This is a genomic window from Pelagicoccus enzymogenes (assembly GCF_014803405.1).
Taxonomy (GTDB): domain Bacteria; phylum Verrucomicrobiota; class Verrucomicrobiia; order Opitutales; family Opitutaceae; genus Pelagicoccus; species Pelagicoccus enzymogenes.
In genome coordinates this window covers 143691-165134 of the sequence record NZ_JACYFG010000040.1, presented here as the reverse complement: position 1 = coordinate 165134, position 21444 = coordinate 143691, and the positions used below count along the sequence as shown (strand labels likewise).

Here is a 21444-nt window from a genome sequence, read left to right as displayed (position 1 = left end):
TCGCTGTTGCTTGGTGGTATCTCAACATCCAACTCTTTGATACTGCGTTGAAAAGGAAGCTAGAATTCTATTTTTCACGGAAAGGCATGTGCTACCTTGCTTTTGTCGCGCTTTGGTGCGGGCTTTTGGGCGAGGCGCGCGGCCAGACCTTGAGACATCCGGAGCCGGGAGACGTTTTCAAGGATCACAAGCTGGTCAATCCGGGGAACACTTGGCGGGTAACGGATCCGAACGCTACCAACGAGCGGGCCATTCTGACTCTACCGAATCAAGTGTATGGCATCCCAGTCGAGGACCTTCAGGGGGCGATTCGAGCTGAGCTGATCATCGACTACTGGGGAGGCCATTCCGGCACGGACAAGCGGCAAGTTCGCTTCAACGGGAACGCGTGGCTCGACATCCCTGACATCGTGACAGGCACGCCTAATCCGAACTGCTATCTCCAGATGGTGAATTTCGTGGTCGACGTTCCGCTGTCGAACCTCGTGCAAGGAACGAACCTGCTGGAAGGCCTGGCGGGGCCGCAGATTTGCTACGGCTTCAACTGGGGCATGTGGGGCATGTACGGCGCGGTTCTCCGAGTCTATTACGATCCAGAGGCAAAGGATCACCCGACTGGCGGTATCACCTCGCCACGCTCTGGCGACACGGTGGGGGAAGAGCCTTGGGTCAGGGTGAACGCATCCAGCACGGTGGGTGTGGCTTCCGTCGATATTTTCGCCCACTACAACGGCTTCGATCCCGATGGCGACGGCAAGTTCTTGGATTGGAACATGGGCTACCGGGAGGGCGCGAAGTTGCTGGAGCACGTAGGCACGGACAGAACGAGTCCGTTTGCTCAGATCTGGAGAACGAACCTCGTCCCGGACCAAGCGGCGGGGACCATCAAGTTCAAGGCCCATATCACCGACAACTCAGGCTATACTTTCGTCACCGACGAAGTTTCGGAGGTCACCCTTTTGCGTGAGGGCGTCTCGGTTAGGATGTATCGCAGCTCGGGCAGTCCCGAGAATTTCATCGTTCGCGACCATGTTACGGAAGAGGTCTACTTCACCATTCCTGAGGACGACGACCTGAGCAAGATCGAGGGAGCCGCTCTCATCATGCGAACCTGGAACGGTCTCGACCACCACGGCATCAGGAAGCTGAACGACTTCACCTTTCCCTTGTTTGGCAAGGACCACCGCCCAAGCATCGACAAGCTGCCGGTGGGCGACGGCAGCGCCCTGAAGAACGGCTTAAACGTATTGAGTTTATACTCCGCTGAGGAGGAAGAGCACGGGATGGATGTGCTTTGGCCGGGGCCGGTTTTAATCGCGCGCTACAACACTGATCCGCGGGCTCCGACGAAGTTTCCGGGCATGTTCGGATTTGAGGCCGAAGAGGGCGACGCGATTGTCGACTCGACCAACAACGGCAACGGGAGGCGAATCATCGGCGACGTCTCGCGCACGAGCAACGGCCGCTTCGGAAACGGGCTGTCGTTCGATGGGACCAGCGGATACGCGGATCTGGGAGTGATCAACTTTTCAGGCGACGAGTTTACCTTGTCCATGTGGGCGCACGTCGCTGCGGACACGGATCCCTTTGCCCGCTTGTTTGCGAAGGCCATTGGCACGAATCCGACGGAAGGCAACGTGATCGTGTCTCTCGACAACGGCGATGGCCTGCGCTTCCGACTGGCGACGGACACGGGAGGGTTCTCGGACGTCGTCACGCACAACGCTTTGACCTTGGATGCATGGAATCACATTGCGGTGACTTACGACGGTGCCTTCATGCGGATATATGTGAACGGGGTGCAGCGTCGCAATGGTCCCCGCACCGGAAATGTCTACAACGGCTCGAACGTGCCTGCCTGGCTGGGTGACAATCCCGGCGGCGACCGTCGTCCCTTCAAGGGGCGGATCGACGAAGTGCGGCTGTATTCCATCGCTCAGACGGTCGAGCAGATCCGGGTAGACATGGAAACGGCGGTGACGGATTCGGATCTGCGAGCGCCGACGATCCCCGGTAATCTCACCGCGGTCCTCACTTCGAATTCGACCAGCCGTTTGACTTGGGAGCCTTCGATCGACGAGATCAGCGTCGATCGTTATCGCATTTTCCGCAACGGCATCGAAATCGATAAGACAAACTCGGCCGTCTACGAAGACACGTTTCTGCTCCCTAACCGGACCTACACCTACACTGTCTCGGCGGTGGACTTCCAAGGGAACGAATCGCCCTTGTCCAACGGCTCGAACGTAACGACGCCACCGGACCTCCAGCCTCCCACGACGCCTCGCAACCTCAGCGTGACCGCCTCCTCCTATCGAGCGAACTTGAGTTGGGCGGCGTCCATCGACGATACGGGGATCGCCTCCTATAAGATCTTTCGCAACGGCAAGGAGGTCGCGTCGGCGAACAACACTTTCTATAGCGACAACGGCTTGGAGGTGCAGACGACCTACGTCTATCAAGTCATGGCCGTGGACTATATCGGCAACTTTTCGGGCCTCTCCGAACAGATCGTAGTGACCACCTTGCCGGAGCCGCGCAACCCCTCGCTCTTCCTAGGTTTGCCGTTCGAGCAGGAGAGCGGAAGCATCGCGGTCGACAGCTCTGGCTATCGAAATGACGGGATCATATCCGGCGGCGTGCGCCGTTCGGACGAGGGATACTTCGGCGACGCTCTCGATTTCGGGGGTGGGGGCGGACTCGTCGATTTGGGCAAGTTGGATATTCCAGGCTCGGAGACGACGATCGCTGCTTGGGTCAAGGCCGACGACTTTGGAATTCGGGACGCCCGTATCATTTCCAAAGCCATTGGTTCGGCGGACAACCAACACTATTGGATGATCAGTACGATTCCGAGCAACGGCGGGATCAAGTTGCGTGGCCGATTCAAGACAAACGCCGGAGCCACGCGCACGCTTCTGGGGGCTACCGACTTGGTCGCGGGCGAATGGATGCACGTGGCCATGGTGTACGACGGCTCCTTCATTCGGCTGTACCTGAACGGGGTGCTTGATTCCGAGTTGGAGCATGGTGGCGAAATTGCCCAGAATGCGAATGTACCGGTAGCGATCGGCAATCAGCCGCAGGGGGGACGTGGATTCGATGGCTTGATCGACGAGGTCAAAATTTACTCCGTGGCCTACGATGCGGAGGGGATTGCCGCCCTGATGAACGAAAAGCTGCCAGGTCCCGGTGGCGCGAACCTGCCGCCGGAGATCAGCGACATTGCCGACCAGACGCTGAGTGGTGGCGAAACGCTGCCGACAATTCCATTTTCCATAGACGACGTTGGCACGCCTGTAGAGGAGCTCGTCCTCACGGTTGCCTCTAACAATTCCAACTTGCTTCCCACGAGCGCGATCGCGCTTGCCGGCACGGGAGCGAGTCGTAGTGTCACACTGACTCCCATCGAGGGAGTGACCGGATCCGCGAAAGTTACTTTGACGGTCAGCGACGGCGAGGCCGAGGCGAAGGAAAGTTTCACGCTGCGCGTGGTCACGCCCGGCAACACCCCGCCAGTCATCAGCGACATTCCCAATCAATCGATGGAGCAGGGGGATGTCATAGAAGGGATCGCCTTCACTCTGTTTGACGCGGGAACGGCTGCCGAGGATCTGGGCCTAACGGTGGCGACGGAAAATCCCAAGCTGATTCCGCTCGAAGGCCTTGTCCTTGGTGGAAGCGGATCGGAGCGAACGCTGTCGATCGCTCCGGCCCCTGGATTCTCCGGCAAGACGACGATCCTCCTGACGGTGGATGATGGCGAGTACTTCGTCGAGCAGCAGATCGAAGTCGAAATCTCGCCGCCTTTCGAGACGAGCCTTTGGTTGGGACTGCCTTTCGAAGAGGAATTTGGAACCATCGCCTTCGACATCTCGGAACACCGCAACGAAGGGGTCCTAGGAGGGACGATCGAACGAATCGCCGAGGGCCAGCTGGGACGCGCTTTGCGCTTTTCGGGCGACGGCGAGTCTGTGGACTTGGGAAGTCTGGATATCTTCGGCTCGCAGATGACCATCGCGGCGTGGATTCGCCCGGACGATCTCAACGCGCCAGGCGACCGTATCATCTCCAAGGCGACAGGAGAGCAGGAAGACAAGCACTTCTGGATGCTCAGCACGCATCGAACGAATCAGGGGACTAAGCTGCGGGCTCGCTTAAAAACTTCCAGCGGTGGAACCGAAACGCTGGTGGGCTCCACCAACTTGCTCCAAGGCGAGTGGATACACGTCGCTGCGACCTACGACGGCGCGGAGTTGAAGCTATTCCTGAACGGCCAGGAGGACGGTTCCTTGTTCATGAACGGGCAGATCGCCGAGAACTCCACGGTCCCGGCCGCGATCGGCAATCAGCCCCAGGGCGGCAACAATTTTGTGGGATTGATAGACGAGGTTCGCATCTACAGCCAGGCTCTGAACTCCTCGCAGCTCCAGTCGATCATGACCGAGCACCTGGTGCCGCCAAACGTGGCTCCGATCATCTCTGAAATCTCGGCTGAAAACATTCCCGTTAACAGCGCGTCGTCGATTCCTTTCACGGTCGCGGATGCGGAGACTGCTCCTTTCTTGCTCGAGGTTTCGGCCACATCGAGCAACCCGACTCTCATCCCCAACAGCGGATTGGTCGTGGGAGGCGCCGGAAACAACCGCACCTTGACGATCACTCCCACCGCCAACCGCTCAGGCAACGCCCAGATCACTGTCACTGTGGACGACGGTGAACGCATGACTTCTCAAACCTTCTCGGTCGTGGTGGTGACGCCGGGCAATACCAAGCCCACCATTTCCGCGATCGGCGATGTTTCGATCATCGCGGATTCCTCGACCGGTCCGATCCCGTTTTCGATCGACGATGCTCTGACCGACCCGGCGAATTTGGCTCTCACGGCAGAATCGGACGATCCGGACTTCGTTCCACCGTCCGCTATCACCTTCGCTGGCAGCGGATCCAACCGGACCATCGAAATCCGACCGGTTGCCGGCGCGAGAGGACCAGCCACCATTACGGTGCGAGTGAGCGACGGTGAGTTCGAGGTTGAGGAAACCTTCGAGTTGTCGCTCTACACGCCGGTGCATCCCGACTTGTGGTTAGGACTGCCGTTCGAAGAAGAGGAAGGCTCGGCGGTCGTCGACATCTCCTTGTACGGCAACGACGGCAGCCTGACGGCTGGGGTAAGCCGCGCGGTTTCGACGGAGCGCGGAGGCAACTTAGTCTTCTCGGGTCGAGGCGGTCATGTAAACTTGGGGCCCTTGGACATACCGAGTTCGCGGGTTACTTTGGCTGCTTGGATCAGGCCCGACTACTATGGCATTCCCGATGGGCGGATCATTTCGAAGGCCACGGGCCTGACCGATAACCAGCATTTCTGGATGATCAGTACCATCGATGTGGAAGACGAAACGCGCATCAGGGTGCGTTTCAACACATCCACAGGCGTGGGCACGCTCGTGGGCGAGTCCGATATTCCAGTCGGCGAATGGACCCACGTCGCGGCGACCTACGACGGCGCTGCGATCCGCCTTTATATCGATGGTTCGCTGGACGGCGAGTTGCCTTGGTCCGGTTCCATGACGCAGGACCCGAACGTTTTGGCTGCGATTGGAGACCAGCCGCAAGGCGGCCGCAATTTCGACGGATTGATCGACGACGTGCGTATCTACACGCGAGCTCTCGCTGACGCGGAGGTGGGTACGATCATGAATGGAGTGCTGCCCGTGCCCAACGCGCCCCCGACCATCAGTTCCATCCCAAACCAGACGGTCCTCGTCGATAACGCGACGGATGAAATTGTCTTTGCGGTGGGCGACGTAAAAACATCCCCCTACCAGCTCGACGTGACTGCTGTATCCGACAATTCGATACTCGTGCCGCAGCAAGGGATCGAGCTTGGACACTCGGGCGGCGCTCGCTACGTAAAGATCACGCCGCGAGCTGGAGAGACGGGGAATGCGTGGATCACCCTTTCGGTGAGCGACGGCGAATTTACTGTCGAGGAATCCTTCCTAGTCGCTGTAGTGACGCCAGGCAACTCAGCGCCGACAATCAGTGAAATCCTCGACCTGAAAATCATCCCGGATTCCACCACCGGACCCGTTACCTTTACCATTGGCGATACCGACACGGACATTTCGCAGCTTAGTGTTTCGGCGACCAGCGACAATGCGACGCTCCTTCCGCCAGAAAACATAGCCACGGGCGGAAGCGGCAGCACCCGTTCGGTCACCCTGACGCCGGCTCCCGGCCGAAACGGCGAAGCGGTCGTATCGGTATCCGTTCATGATGGCGAGCTGACGACCGTCGAGAATTTCACCCTTCGCGTGGAAGCGGCGGTCCACCCCAGCTTGATTGTTGGCCTGCCCTTCGAGGAAAGCGAAGGCGACACGGTCTTCGACATTTCAGCCAATAAAAACAACGGGCAACTCACCTCAGGAGCCAAGCGCTCGGAGCTTGGTTACAATGGGAACTCCGTCGTCTTTTCCGGCAATGGCGGCCATGTGAACTTGGGGAAAATCGATATTCCCGGCTCGGCTATGACTCTGGCTGCTTGGGTCAATCCGGATGATTATGGGGTCAGCGACGCTCGCATCATCTCCAAGGCATCCGGAACCTCCGACAACGAGCACTACTGGATGATCAGTACCACTGCGGTCGACGGGGAAATCCGTCTCCGACTGCGTTTGAAGACCTCGGATGGAAACACCAAGACCTTGGTGGGCACTACGAACCTGCTTACGCTCGAAGATTGGTACCATGTCGCGGCGACCTACGACGGCGAATACATGCGCCTTTTCATCGATGGCGTAGTGGACGCGGAACTACCGGCGGTCGGAAAGATTATTCAGAACTCGAACGTGTCGGCCGCCTTGGGCGACCAACCGCAGGGCGGCAACAATTTCGACGGACGGATCGACGATCTCCGCATTTTCTCCATCGCTCTCAGTTCCTCGGAGCTGCAGGACTTGATGGCAGGTGTCTTGGAGGTGCCGAATACCGGACCTTCGATCAGCGAGATCGCGGATCAAAACGTATTCCGTGACGCGGTCACAGATCCGATTCGTTTTACGATCGAAGACGTAGAGACAACCGGGTACTTGCTCGAGGTTTCGGCGAGCTCCGACGATGCGACGCTGCTGCCGCCGCAGGGAATCACTTTGGCGGGAGCGGGGCCGACTCGAGAACTCATTCTCAGACCTCAGACCGGCCTGACAGGCATCGTGAACGTCACTGTCAGAGTGAGCGATGGCGAGTTCGAAGCCAGCGAAACCTTTGTGCTACGGGTGGTGACCCCTGGCAACAAGCCGCCTTCTATCAACCCCTTCGAAGACATCGTGATCGATTTTGGCGGTTCCAGCGACCCGATTCCCTTTAGCGTTGCTGACTCGGAAACCGCATCCGCTGATTTGCTCGTTACCGCCCGCTCGGACAACGATGTATTGGTTCCAGCAGACAGCATCGTGCTGGGAGGCAGTGGTGCCAGCCGGACGATGACGATAACACCGGCGGCTATTCAGGGCGCTACCTCGGTGATCACGGTCACGGTGAGTGACGGCGAGCTGATTTCCTCCGAATCCTTCGAAGTGACGGTCAATCCTCCCTTCGATGAAAGCCTTCTCCTTGGCTATCCGTTCGAAGGAACGTCCGCGACGGTATTCGACATTTCGCCAAACCTCAACAATGGAACGATGAGGGGTGACGCCGAACGCGTATTGGGAGGCAAATACGGACGAGCGCTGCGCCTGAGCGGACGCGGGGGGCAAATAGACTTGCACAGCATGGACATTCCGGGCTCCAGAATGACCATCGCGACATGGATCAAGGCTGACGACTTTGGTATCCAGGACGCCAGAATTGTCTCCAAAGCGAGTGGCGAAGGAATCAACGACCACTATTGGATGATTAGCTCCTCGCCTGTCCGTGGCACCGATAGGCTGAGAATGCGTTTGAAAACGCGTAATGGCGTGACGAATACGCTTATCGGTTCAACTCCTCTAGAGGAAGGCGTATGGACCCATATCGCGGTTACCTTCGACGGTTCGCTTCTGCGTCTGTTCGTGAACGGGGTGGAAGACGGCTTGCTTCCCTTGAACGGCGAGATCGCCCAGGATGCCGGAGTGGCGGCAGCGATCGGCGACCAGCCCGATGGGCAGCACAATTTCGATGGATTGATCGACGATTTTAGAATCTACACGCAAGCGCTCTCGGCGATCGAGATCCAGGAGATCATGGCGACTCCGCTGGTCGATGTCGGCTACCTCAACCATGCTCCCGCGCTCTCAGCCATTCCCGATCAAGAAATCTATGCGGGATCGCGCACGGGTGAAATAGATATCGCGGTGAGCGATGTTGAGACGCCCGCGGAATCGCTAGTTGTAAGTGTCGAATCGAACAACCAGTTGCTCGTTCCGAGCAGCTCCCTCGTCATGAGCGGTACGGGAGCTGCGCGAACCCTTGTCGTCAGCCCGACGGTCGGCACCTACGGTCAAGCGATCGTGACGGTGACGGTCGACGATGGCGAGGCCCAGACGAGCGAGTCGTTCCGTCTCACGGTCAAGGATGCCAAAGGCCGCGGCGGCTGGTGGAATGCCGCATGGGCCTACCGCATGCCGCTCTCGGTGAGCGCCAACGGCGTTGACCGTCGCGACGCGATCGCAGAGCTCCCGGTGGATTTAACGGCTGCTCTCGACGAAATTGCGACGGTGGAAGCGGTGGATATCTCCACCTTGAGACTCGTCGAGGTCGACTCCTCGGACTTGATTCTAGACGACCAGGTGCCGTTCCAGTTTGACCCGTCGGCTGAATTTGACGCGACGACGAACGCGACTGGAAACCTGATATTGAAGTTGGAAGGGGCAACCCCTGGCGACGCGATTCGCTACTACCACCTGTACTTTGCCCCAGCCGGCTCGGAGGCCTTTGCGTGGGAGCCCGAGGTTGAGGTGCGGGTGCGAGACGACGTGATCGACGAAGGGCAAATTTCGGTTCGCGTCGATACGCTAGAAGGATCCCTGTATTACCACAAGCTAGGCGCTGGATTCTCAAGTTGGGATGACAAGGACGGTATCGACTGGATCGACTACCATCCCACTGGCGGTTCGTCGGGTAACTACCGCGGCATTCCCAACATGGTTTTCCCGGAAGGTTACTTCCATCCGAGCAGCGAAGCCTCTTCAACGACTGTGGTGCACGAAGGTCCATTGAAGGCGACCCTGCACTCCCGCTCGCTCGACGGTAAGTGGGAAAGCCAGTGGGAATTCTTTGGATCCCACGTGCGGATGACGGTCTTGAAGGCGGACCATTCCTACTGGTTCCTCTACGAGGGCACGCCGGGCGGCGTGCTTGACGGCAACGACGTGGTCGTGCGCTCGGATGGCGAATCTGTCACCGCGAACCAGTCCTTGAAGGGAGACGTTGTCGGTGGAGATGAATGGTATTTTATAGCGGATGCCGATCAGGCCCGCTCGATCTACTTCGCTTTGCACGAAACCGATGGCGCTTTCGACACTTACCAAGATCTTGACGGTCGGATGACGGTACTTGCGTTCGGGCGAAATGGATTAGGCGTTAATCCAGAGCTCAACGGTACGCCAAAACGCTTTACCATGGGACTTGTCGATCAGACAGAGTACGGTCCGATGCGCGAAGCGATCGAATCGAGTTATAAGGATTTTGGATACGAGACGAGGACCGTCGAAATCGCTTCCGACGCGAACAATGCTCCTCTAGTTGAAATCGCTCCGCTCGGTAATGGGGCTGAGTTTGGCGAAGGGGATTTGATCGCGCTGCAAGCAACGGCCCTGGATTTGGAAGACGGAGATGTGACGGCATCGATTGTTTGGTCTTCGACCTTGGACGGTTTGATATCAGGCGCTGGCGGTAGTGCTTCGACGAATACGCTTTCTGTCGGAACTCACGAAATTCGAGCAACTGCCACGGACTCTTTGGGCTACAGTTGGTATGACTCCGTGGAGGTGGTCGTCCATCCGAACCAAGAGCCGCGAGTAACCATTGCGTCGCCGTTGGATGAAGCGTTTTTCCTCGCTGGGGAAGAGATTGTATTCACTGGTTCTGCGACGGACCCCGAGGATGGGGACGTGACTTCGAGCCTGAAATGGGTATCTGACATTGACGCTGGCGAGTCCTTCGGAGCGACTGTTTCCACGTCGAATCTGTCTGTAGGCGTTCACACGATTACGGCGACGGCGGTCGACACTCACGACCTCGTCGGCTCGAATTCTATCACCGTGACGGTAGCGGACTCGAGTTCGCGACCCGTTGTTTCAATTGATTCGCCGACGGCCGCAGCAGGCTTCGACGAGGGCAGTCCCGTTGTATTTGCCGCGACGGCGATTGACGCGGAGGACGGTGACCTGTCATCCGGCGTCGCTTGGAAGAGCAACATCGATGGAAACTTGGGCACGGGCAGGACGATTTCGGTCGATGACTTGACGGCGGGAATCCATACGATAACGGCCACGGTTTCTGATAGCGGATTGTTGCCCGGATCGAGCTCGATCTCAGTCACGATCAGAGGGGTAAGCGCTTTGCCGGTGGTCGACATTCGCTCTCCGGAGGGTGGTTTATTCTTCACCGAAGACCAAACGGTCGTCTTCTCGGCGAGAGCGACTGATGCGGAGGATGGGGAACTGACCCCGCAGATCGAGTGGATATCGAGTCTGGACGGCGTGATCAATGAGATCGGTGGGGACTTCGCCACTTCGGATCTATCGGTGGGGCAGCACGTGATCACGGCGCAAGTGACCGACGCGGGCTACCAAGTAGGTTCAGACTCGATCGAGCTCACGATCAGCGGAATATCCCAACCTGCAAACGTAAGCATCCTATCCCCGGAAGAGATCTCCTTCGTCAAGGAAGGCGACCAGGTCGTTTTCTCTGCGGTGGCCAGCGATCCAGAAGATGGGGACCTCTCGGGATCAATCGTGTGGACATCGAACCTTGACGGATGGATGGGCGAAGGGGGCACGGTCTCCGCGGCTACGCTCTCGAAAGGATTGCACACCGTAACCGCCGCGGTGCTCGACTCAGGTTTCCAACGAAGCTCCGATTCAGTGACCATTGGGGTTGGTTCGGACAGCCAGCCTCCGCAGGTCTCGATCTTTGCCCCTCTCGAGGGCGCCCGTTTCAATGAGCGTCGTAGGATCGATTTTGTGGCGACCGCGCAGGACCCCGAGGACGGCGATGTCACGGATACGATCAGTTGGCGCTCGAACATCGACGGACCTCTAGGCGCGAGCGGAGGCGAACTCTCGATCAGCACGCTTTCGGTAGGCGTTCACACGGTGACGGCGACCGCGATCGATTCCGGTTTCGAGCCGGGCTCCGCGTCGGTGACGTTCATGGTGCGTGAGGTGAGCTTGCCGCCGACCGTTGTGATTGAACAACCCGCTAGCGGGTCCGTATTCACTTTGGGCGATCGAATCGATTTTCTGGCGAACGCTTCAGACAAGGAAGATGGAGATGTCTCCTCGGGGATCGAATGGTACTCTAATATAGACGGACGGATCGGAACGACGGGATCGTCCATCAGCTTGGATAGTCTGTCGGTAGGGGTGCACACCATCACGGCAAAGGCATTCGATTCGGGGCTGCTAGACGGCTCCGCCGAAATCGAGCTCATCGTGCGAAGCGAGAGCGGTCTGCCTGTGGTCGAGCTGTTCTCGCCCGAAGAAGGCGAGTTTTTCGCCGTGGGTGACATCGTCTCCTTGGAGGCGATTGCGACTGACCCGGAGGACGGCGATATCACTTCGACGATCGTTTGGAAGTCGGACTTGGACGGCCGCATCGAAGGTCAAGGTGGACTGGTCTCTACCACCAAGCTCTCCGTAGGCGTCCATACGATTACGGCCACGGCGCTCGATTCTGGATTCCAGCCGGGTTCCTCTTCGCGGCGCGTGGCGGTCAGCGCGGAAAGCGATGCTCCGGTTGTTGTGATAAACGACCCGCTGGATGGGGCCCAATTCTACCAAGGTGAAGCCATCGAATTTGTGGCCACTGCGCAGGATGCGGACGATGGTGATGTTTCAGAGTCGGTGACTTGGACATCCAGCATTGACGGCGAGCTAGAGGAAAGGGGCGGCACGGTTTCGATCTCGGACTTGTCGGTCGGCAATCATGTGATCACCGCGACTGGAGTGGACTCCGGCTTCTTGCCAGGTTTCGCGAAGGTAGAAATTACCGTGCGCCGCGATACGGCCTTGCCTCAGGTTACCATACGACGCCCCACCGCAGGAGCGGTCTACGAGCAAGGCTCGGTCATCAATTTGGAAGCTGTGGCGATCGACGCCGAAGACGGCGATATCAGCTCAGGCATCCGGTGGCACTCCAGTTTGGACGGACCGTTTGACGAGACGGGCCGCCGCTTCTCGACTCCTGCGCTCTCTCCCGGCATACACACCGTTACGGCGTCTGTATTGGATTCTGGACTACAATTGGGAGAAGCTTCGGTAACGTTTGAAATTGAGCCGCTCGTAGGGCAGCTGCTGTCCGACGATTTCAGTGGTGACGGTCTTGACGAAGGCATTTGGCAAGTAGTCGATCCGGTCGGCGACGCGATCATTTCAACAGATGGCGGCTCCTTGCGGATACATCTGCCTGCAGGTTCGGATCATGACATTTGGACAGACGGAAACCGCACCACGAGACTGATGCAGGACATCCACGATACGGATTTCGAGTTCGAGGCGCGTTTCACCTCGGACATGACGGGGCCCTATCAAATGCAAGGTTTCCAGATCGAACAGGATTCCGAAAACTATCTCCGCTTCGACTTTGTCAGGTTCCCGTCTTCCGTGCGCCTGTTCTCGGCCAGTTTCGTGGGAGAGGTTCCGACGACCCGCATCGCGACTGACCTGCCGATTGCCGACGAGTATTACATCCGAGTAAGACGTTTTGGCGACCGTTGGACGCTGAGCTATTCATTGGATGGTGACCTGTGGAACGTCGGCGGTTCCTACACCTATCCGATCACTGCCACGCGGGCGGGGATCTATGCAGGTAACGCGAGCGGAGCCAATGCGCCAGAGTTCAATTTGGAAGTGGACTATGTCGTCAACAAGACGATCCCGATTTTCTATCCGGACTCCCAGCTCGAGGTGGTCGTTTCGGGAGAGGGTACGGTGACGGTAGACCCGGTTAAGACTTACTATGAAAGTGGCGAACGGATCGAATTGAAAGCCGAGCCAGCTCCGGGATGGAAGTTCAATGGCTGGGCGGGCGACGTCGACAGCAAGTCGAATCCATTGCGCATGGAGATCGAAGAGGATCTCGAGATACTTGCCTTGTTCCTGCCTTCGGACGGACGCTCGATCATAGACGTCTGGTACGGGGACCACCAGACCTTTGGACGCCTCGGCGTGCCGCAGGCTCAGATTAACATTCTCGGCAATGTTATCATTCCAGAGCAAATCGAGTCGCTCACGTATTCATTAAATGGAGTTCACGTGCTCGAGGAGCTTACCATGGATCCTGAGCAGAACGTGCGGATAGGCCGCAAGGGCGACTTCAACGTAGAGATTCCCTTTACCGATTTGAACGAGGGCGAGAACCTTGTTGAGATTAAGGCTATCGGTATCAACGGGACTGAATACACGGAAGAAATCACCGTTGATTCCTCGATCTACAACGTGTGGCCACGGCCATTTGCGATAGACTGGTCCTTGGTCTCGAGAATTGACGAAGTGGGCCAGGTCGTGGACGGGAAGTGGGAATTGGTCGCGGGCGGAGTGCGCGCGGTGGAGTCGCACTACGACCGTTTGATCGCAATCGGGGATATCGATTGGACGGACTATGAGGTGACAGTGCCGATCACCGTCCACCACATCGACCATCAGCCGCCTCCGCACGAACCTCTGGTGGGAGTCATGTTGCGTTGGGATGGCCATGAGCGCATCGGCTTCGAGCAGCCGGGCACCGAATGGAGGCCGATCGGCGCCATGGGTGTGCATGGTTGGTATTTGGAAGGTCCGCGTGGCGGTCATCACTTCCAGATTTTCGAGACAGGCCGTAAAAAGTATGGCGGCTACAACGGCATCAGCATGGAGGTAGACAAAACCTACTACTTCAAATTCCGTGTCGAAACGCCTGAAAACGACGCAACCTTTGGTCTGTACAGTTTGAAGATCTGGGCAGCTGGAGATCCGGAACCCAATGCCTGGGGGATTGTTCGCCAAGCGGAAGAAGGGCTGCTGCGCGGCTCGTTCATGTTGGTTGCCCACTATGTGGAAGCGACTTTCGGAAATGTCCTCGTCTCTTCGCTGGAGGGCAACGATCCGCCAACGATCGAAATCAGCGGACCAGATCCGGATGGCGAGTATGTCGAAAACGTGCCCATTTCGTTTACCGCTACCGCGATCGACGCGGATGATGGAGATATTTCCTCTTCGATCAAATGGAGCTCGAGCATCGATGGTCCTCTCAACGTCGTGGGCGGCAACGTGGAAGCGGGACTCTCGCTGGGAGAGCATGTCATCACCGCTTCAATAGTGGACTCGGATTCGTCGCCGGCGGTCGCTTCCATGGTGTTGACGGTGACTCCCAACACAGAACCATCCGTTTCAATCCTCTCGCCAAGCGCGGGCAGCCAGCTATTCGAGGGCGTGCCGGTGACCTTGCGAGCCACTGCGGAAGATCCTTACGACGGCGTCATCACCGACTCGATCGTGTGGAGCTCCAGCATTGACGGATCCATAGCGGGACAAGGAGGCGCGGTTACGACCTCAAGTCTCAGCATCGGAACTCATGTGCTCACTGCGACGGCTACCGATCGCGGTGGCCTGCAGCGGTCGACCACCCTGACGCTTGAGGTTTTGGTGAATCCAAACGACCCGCCGCAGGTGGTCATACAAACTCCTGTGCACAACTCGGCGCACCCAGAGGGAGATCCTGTGGAGTTGCTCGGACGTTCGACTGACAGGGAAGATGGCGATCTGAGCGAGCAATTGACATGGCGCTCCAGCATCGACGGAGAGATTGGAAGCGGTCGCTCCTTCGTCCTGACGGACCTTTCGGTGGGCACTCACGAGATTGAAGCGTTCTCTACGGATTCGGGATTATTGACCCGGTCTACCAAGGTCAGTGTCACGATTGTCAAAAACGCCTCGCCGCTCGTATCAATTTCCAAGCCGGAGACGAACGCCAATTACACTCTCGGAGACACGGTCTCATTCCGAGCTTCCTCCTTCGACGCGGAAGACGGCGACCTGACGTCCGACATCCTTTGGAGCTCCAGCATCGATGGCGATCTCCCTTATACGGGCCCGACCTTCTCCACCGACATGCTGTCGCCGGGTAAGCACACCATCGTCGCCAAGACTGTAGACTCCAAGGGCCTCGAAGGCTCCACCGAGATCAAGGTCGTGGTGAACACGCCAGCCGGACCCGTGGGATCGGACGATTTCGTGGGACCAGAGCTGGATACGACGCAGTGGACCTTTGTGGACCCTCAAGGCGACAGTAGCTACTCTCTCGAAGGTGGAGAGCTCATCATCTCTCTTCCCGGCGGCAGCGATCACGACGTGTGGATCGGAGGCAACCGTTCGGCTCGCATGTTGCAGCGCATCGACAACACCGATTTCAGCTTCTATACCAAGTTTGGAACGACGCCGAGCGAGAAGTTCCAAAGCCAGGGGATCTTGGTTGAGCAGGACAGCGGTAACTTCATCCGCTATGACATCTACTCGAACGGCAAGGGAGTGTTTATATTCGGAGCGTTCTTCTCGAATGGCATTCCGGACATCCTCTTCAATACGAGAATTGGGGAATCGACGGCGTACTTCATGCGGGTGAGCCGTGAAAGGGATGTATTCACACTTGAATACTCGTTTGATGGGTTTAACTGGATTCAAGGCATCTCCTTCAAGCAGCGTCTGGATGTCGAAAACATTGGTATCTACGCCGGGAATGCCTCCGGTCGAAACTCTCCAGCGTTCACGATGAGCGCGGACTACGTGTTCAATACAGAGTTCCCGATCGTGCCGGAAGACGAAGGGGGCCCGAATGCGACCCCAACCGTTACCATCGCCGAGCCGGCTCACGGCGCTTCTTTCAAACAGGGCGAGACGGTTACGCTTAGAGCCACCGCTCAGGATGCCGAGAACGGAAACCTGACCGGGCTTCTCGGATGGAGCTCTGACATCGACGGGGCGATACAGGGCAATGGAGGAGTCGTTTCGGTTAGCGACTTGTCGCCCGGCATCCACGTGCTCACGGCCTCGGCGACTGACTTGGACTTCACTACAGGCACGCGCTCGGTCGCAATCGAGGTGATTCCCAATGACTCGCCGGTGGTTGCGATTGCTCAACCTGCCGAAGGTTCGCTGTACTTCACTGGCGAGACAATTTCGCTCTCGGCGGAAGCTTCCGATTCATTGGATGGTGACTTGTCGGCCAGCATCGAGTGGAGTTCGGATATTGACGGGGTATTCGCGACCGGCGCGACCGTCGATGTCAGCTCGCTATCGGCCGGTGTACATTTGATTCGCGCCGCAGTTGCCGACTCCAACGGAGCGGTGGGCGAGGACACGGTCTCGCTGACGAACCGAGTCGCGAGTAATGCTCCCGTGGTAAGCGTCTTAAGCCCGAACGATGCTGAGGCCTTCATCGAGAGCGATCCGATCACGCTCACAGCAAGCGCCTTGGACACGGAAGATGGCGATTTGAGCTCCGAGGTGACCTGGGAATCGAGCATTGACGGCGCTCTGCCGGAAAGCGGCGCGTCGGTTACCACCTCTACGCTTTCAGTTGGGGTACACCTCCTAACGGCTCGAGTGGTAGATTCAGGATTCCTGGCAGGAAGCGCGACCGTCACGGTCGAGGTGAAGCAGAACAATCAGCCGGAGGTGGTCATTGGCGTTCCGACGAACCGGTCGATTTATACCCTTGGCGATACCATAAACTTCACCGGTACCGCTAGCGACGTGGAAGACGGTGTTCTCAACGATCAGATCGTCTGGATTTCCAGCATCGACGGCCAGATCGGTACTGTGGGCGCGGGCTTCTCGACCGATGCGCTCTCTCCCGGCAACCACATTATCACGGCCTCGGCGACAGATTCCCACGGTCTCGAGGGCTCCACTTCGATCGAGCTCGTTGTCCTGACGCCAGCTGGTCCAATCGAATCGGACGACTTTGCGGGAGAGGATGTGGATAAGACGCTTTGGTCTTTTGTTGATCCCGTGGGCGACAGTTCCTACAGGGTGCGCGACGGTGTATTGACTATATCGATACCGGGAGGTACGGATCACGACTTGTGGTCGGATGGAAACCGGGGCGCTCGGATGGTGCAGCGTATCGTCGACGAGGACTTCGGAATTGAAGCGAAGTTCGGTTCTCGCCCCACGGAGCAATTCCAGAACCAAGGCATCCTCATAGAGCAGGATGACGAGAACTTCATCCGTTTCGACTTCTACTCCAATGGCAGCTTGCTCTACATCTTTGTGGCAAACTTCTACGATCTCGATCCGCGAATTTTGCTCAATCGCCCGATCGTTGCGACCTCTGACGCCATCTACATGAGGGTCGAAAGAGATGCGGGCGTATTCACTTTGAGCTACTCCTTCGATGGCGAGGCCTGGGTCGAGGCGAGAACGGTGATTCGCCGAATGGTAGTGAACAACGTGGGCGTTTACGCCGGAAACTCGACAGGGTCCAGTTCGCCAGCCTTTACCGCAGCGATCGACTACGTGTTCAATACCGCCTCGCCAATTCTCGACCAAGACGAAGGAGGCGTGAACGCCGCCCCGACCGTGACGATCCAACAGCCGGCAGCCGGCGCCAACGTGCCGCTGGGTGAACTGCTGACCCTCACTGCAACCGCGATAGATGCGGAAGACGGCGACGTCAGCCACACGTTGGCTTGGACTTCCAACGTGGATGGCCCGCTTGAAGGAACGGGAGGCACTGTATCCACCAGCGCTCTTACCCCGGGAGATCACATCATCGAGGCGGTCGCTAACGACACCAGCGGCGTTGAAGGCAAGCAGAGTATTGCGATTACTGTAAATGCTCTGCCTGAGGTTACGATCTCTGGTCCTGCTGAAGGGGCTGTATTCATCGAAGGAGACACGATAACGCTCTCCGCCACCGCGACCGACTTAAATGACGGTAACCTAAACAGCTCGGTCAAGTGGTGGTCTGATATCGACGGTCCAATTTCCGGATCCGGATCGACGGTTTCGGTATCGACCTTGTCGGTCGGGACCCATGTCCTCGAGGCTCGAGTGACGGACTCGGGTGGACTCACCGGCAAGGCTTATGTCTCGATCGTAGTGGATCCGAACCAAGAACCTGTTGTAGTCATCACGAGTCCCGCCAACGAGGCGAGCTTCCCAGAAGAGGGAGTCATCCGCTTCACGGCAATCGCCAGCGACGAAGAAGATGGCGACCTCACGGACTCGGTCATTTGGAGTTCCAATGTAGATGGAGTGCTCGGCGTATTCGGTGGAGATTTGTCGGTCTCGAACTTGTCGTCAGGTACTCACTTGATCACTGCGACAGCGGTAGATTCCGGCTTCCAAGCCGGAAGCAGTTCCATCATTCTGACCGTTATCGGTAACAAGGCGCCTCTGGTCTTGATCACCTCTCCGCTGCAGCGCTCGATATTCAATCTCGGCGATTCGATCCAATTCAAAGCAGTTGCGACGGACGTTGAAGATGGAGACTTAACCTCGGAAATCTCGTGGATCTCGAGTCTTGACGGGCCTCTGGCTCCGACAGGTGGTATCGTGAATTTCGATACGCTGCTGGCAGGCGAGCACTACATCTTTGCCTCCGTTTTCGACTCGGATGAGGTTATTGGATCGGACATTACCTCGATTGTCGTGGAGCCGCCCGTCGCTGAATTCATATCGGACGATTTTGTGGGCGATACACTGGATCGCTCTTACTGGAAGCCCGTCGACGCGGTCGGTGACGGCACCATCGAGCAAAGTGGAGGCAGCTTGAAGCTCTCGGTTTCCGAGGGGAAGGACCATGACCTTTGGGTTGACGGCAACCGATCCCTGCGGGTTGTGCAGCGGGTACCGGACAGCGATTTCTCGCTGGAAGCCAAGTTCCTCTCGACACCGACGCGACAGTTCCAAAGCCAAGGTATCCTAATCGAGCAAGACGACACAAATTTCACCCGATTCGACATCTATTCAAACGGAAAATCCCTCTTCGTCTTCTGCGCAACTTTCCAGAACGGCGAGCCGGAAATTCTATTCAATCAACGGATCGAGGCTGAAGACGCTTACTTCCTGCGGACCCGCCGCGTGGGTGACTTCTTCGTCTACGAGTATTCGAACGATGGGGATACCTGGTTCGAGTTCGGCAGTGGATACAATTCCCTGCTCGTCAAGCAGCTCGGTGTCTACGCTGGTAACGCTTCCGGCGCGAACTCACCTGCCTTTACGGCTGAGATTGATCACGTTTTCAATACGAACAGTCCCGTCTCCCCGGAGGACTGAACGCGCAGTAATGACCTCAATATAAAGATTTATGGAAAAGATAAAAGTAGCGATCCTCGCAGGAGGAGTTGGAAGTAGGCTTTCGGAAGAGACGTATGTTAAACCCAAGCCAATGGTTGAAATCGGGGGGCGACCCATCCTCTGGCACATCATGCGTCACTATGCCACGAGTGGCTTCAATGACTTCTACGTAGCGCTTGGCTACAAGGGCGAGTACATCAAAAAGTACTTCGTAGACTACTGCGCGCTGGAAGGCAATCTAGCCATCCAGTTGAAAGAGGGAACGGTTGCCCAAAGTGGAAGCAAAGGCCCGGATTGGAACGTGAATCTGATCGATACCGGAATTGCAACGCTGACTGGCGGTCGCATCAAGCGTCTTCAGCCGCACATAGGCAACGAGAGGTTTATGCTAACCTGGGGCGATGGCGTATCCAACGTTGACCTACAAAAGTTGATCGAATTTCACAAGTCCCATGGCAAGCTGGCGACGGTGACTGCAGTTAGGCCTACGGCTCGATTCGGGCACATGGAGTTCGATGGAGACAAGGTTCTCGAGTTCTCCGAGAAGCCCCAAGCGGCGGAAGGATGGATCAACGGAGCGTTCTTCGTTCTGGAACCAGAGATTTTCGATTTCATCGAGGGGGACCAGACTCAATGGGAAAAGGAACCCATGGAACGTTTGGCCAAAGAAGGTCAGTTGATGGCCTATCGCCACCCAGGATTTTGGCAGTGCATGGATACCCTGCGCGACAAGCAGCTGCTAGAAAGCCTGTGGCAAAAGGGCAACGCCCCTTGGGCGACCTGGGAGAAAGCTTGAATGGATACTTGGAGAAAGTCTACCGCTGCATCGGGACACACCGACATGCAGTAAAAACTAAACACTCAAACGACATAATATAATGAAAGTACTTGTTACCGGCCACCTTGGCTATATCGGCGTTGTCCTCACACCTATGCTTCAAGCCGAAGGCTATGAAGTGGTAGGAATGGATAGCGATTTGTTTCGCGCCAGTTCCTTTGGCGAAAAAGCGCCTGAGGTTCCCAACATACAGAAGGACGTACGCGATGCGACTGTCGAGGACTTGCAGGGCTTCGACGCTGTCCTGCACTTGGCGGGACTGTCCAACGATCCACTGGGTGACATTGATGCTCAGCTCACTTACGACATCAACCACAAGGCAACGGTCCGCTTGGCTGAACTGGCGAAAAAGGCGGGTGTAAAGCGCTTCGTTTTCTCTTCCTCTTGCAGCACCTACGGCGCGGGGGGAGACGGTCTTTTGACGGAGGAGTCGGAGTTCAACCCAGTGACGCCGTACGGCAAGTCAAAGGTCTACTCCGAACGAGACATCGCGCCTTTGGCGGACAAGGATTTCTGTCCGACCTATCTTCGCAACGCGACGGCGTTTGGAGTCTCGCCCAAGTTGCGCTTCGACTTGGTGGTGAACAATTTGACGGCTTGGGCCTACACCACCGGAAAAGTTCACTTGAAGAGCGATGGCAGCGCCTGGCGTCCATTGGTCCATATCGCTGATATCTCTCTGGCTTTCATCGCGGTTCTCAAGGAAGAGCGAGACGTCGTATTCAACCAAGCATTCAATATCGGCGTGCCGGACGAAAATTATCAGGTACGCGAGATCGCCGAAATGGTGAGGGATTGCGTTCCCGGTTCCGAGCTTCGTTTCGCTTCAGGGGCTTCTGCGGATACCAGAAACTATCGTGTGAGCTTCGAAAAGGCGGTAACCCAATTGAAGCACTACAATCCTCAGTGGACCGTGAAGAAGGGGATTCAGCAGTGCTACGAGGCCTACAAGAAGCACGGCGTGACGCTCGAAGAATTCGAAGGTCCACGCTACCAGCGATTGGCTCATATCAAGATGCTGATTGAAAAGGGAGCGATCGATTCTCGCTTGTACTTCAGGGAAAGCGTTAGCGCGAAGTAGGGCCTCGTTTGGCATACATCTAGCACTACCGATCAACGGACCTC

At 57.2% G+C, this 21444-nt stretch carries 3 protein-coding genes; all 3 read left to right on the top strand.

From position 1 onward, the window contains the following. Window positions 1-47 precede the first annotated feature (47 nt). Window positions 48-19460, top strand: a complete 19413-nt coding sequence (locus tag IEN85_RS16970; RefSeq protein WP_191618296.1) for a LamG-like jellyroll fold domain-containing protein — start codon at window positions 48-50, stop codon at window positions 19458-19460. Window positions 19461-19500: 40 nt separating this feature from the next. After that, window positions 19501-20277, top strand: coding sequence for a glucose-1-phosphate cytidylyltransferase (gene rfbF / locus IEN85_RS16965; RefSeq protein ID WP_191618481.1), 777 nt, complete (start codon window positions 19501-19503; stop codon window positions 20275-20277). 82 nt (window positions 20278-20359) lie between these two features. Further along, the gene (locus IEN85_RS16960; protein ID WP_191618295.1) at window positions 20360-21400 is read left to right on the top strand and encodes an NAD-dependent epimerase/dehydratase family protein; all 1041 of its coding nucleotides are present in this window, start codon (window positions 20360-20362) and stop codon (window positions 21398-21400) included. Window positions 21401-21444 lie beyond the last annotated feature (44 nt).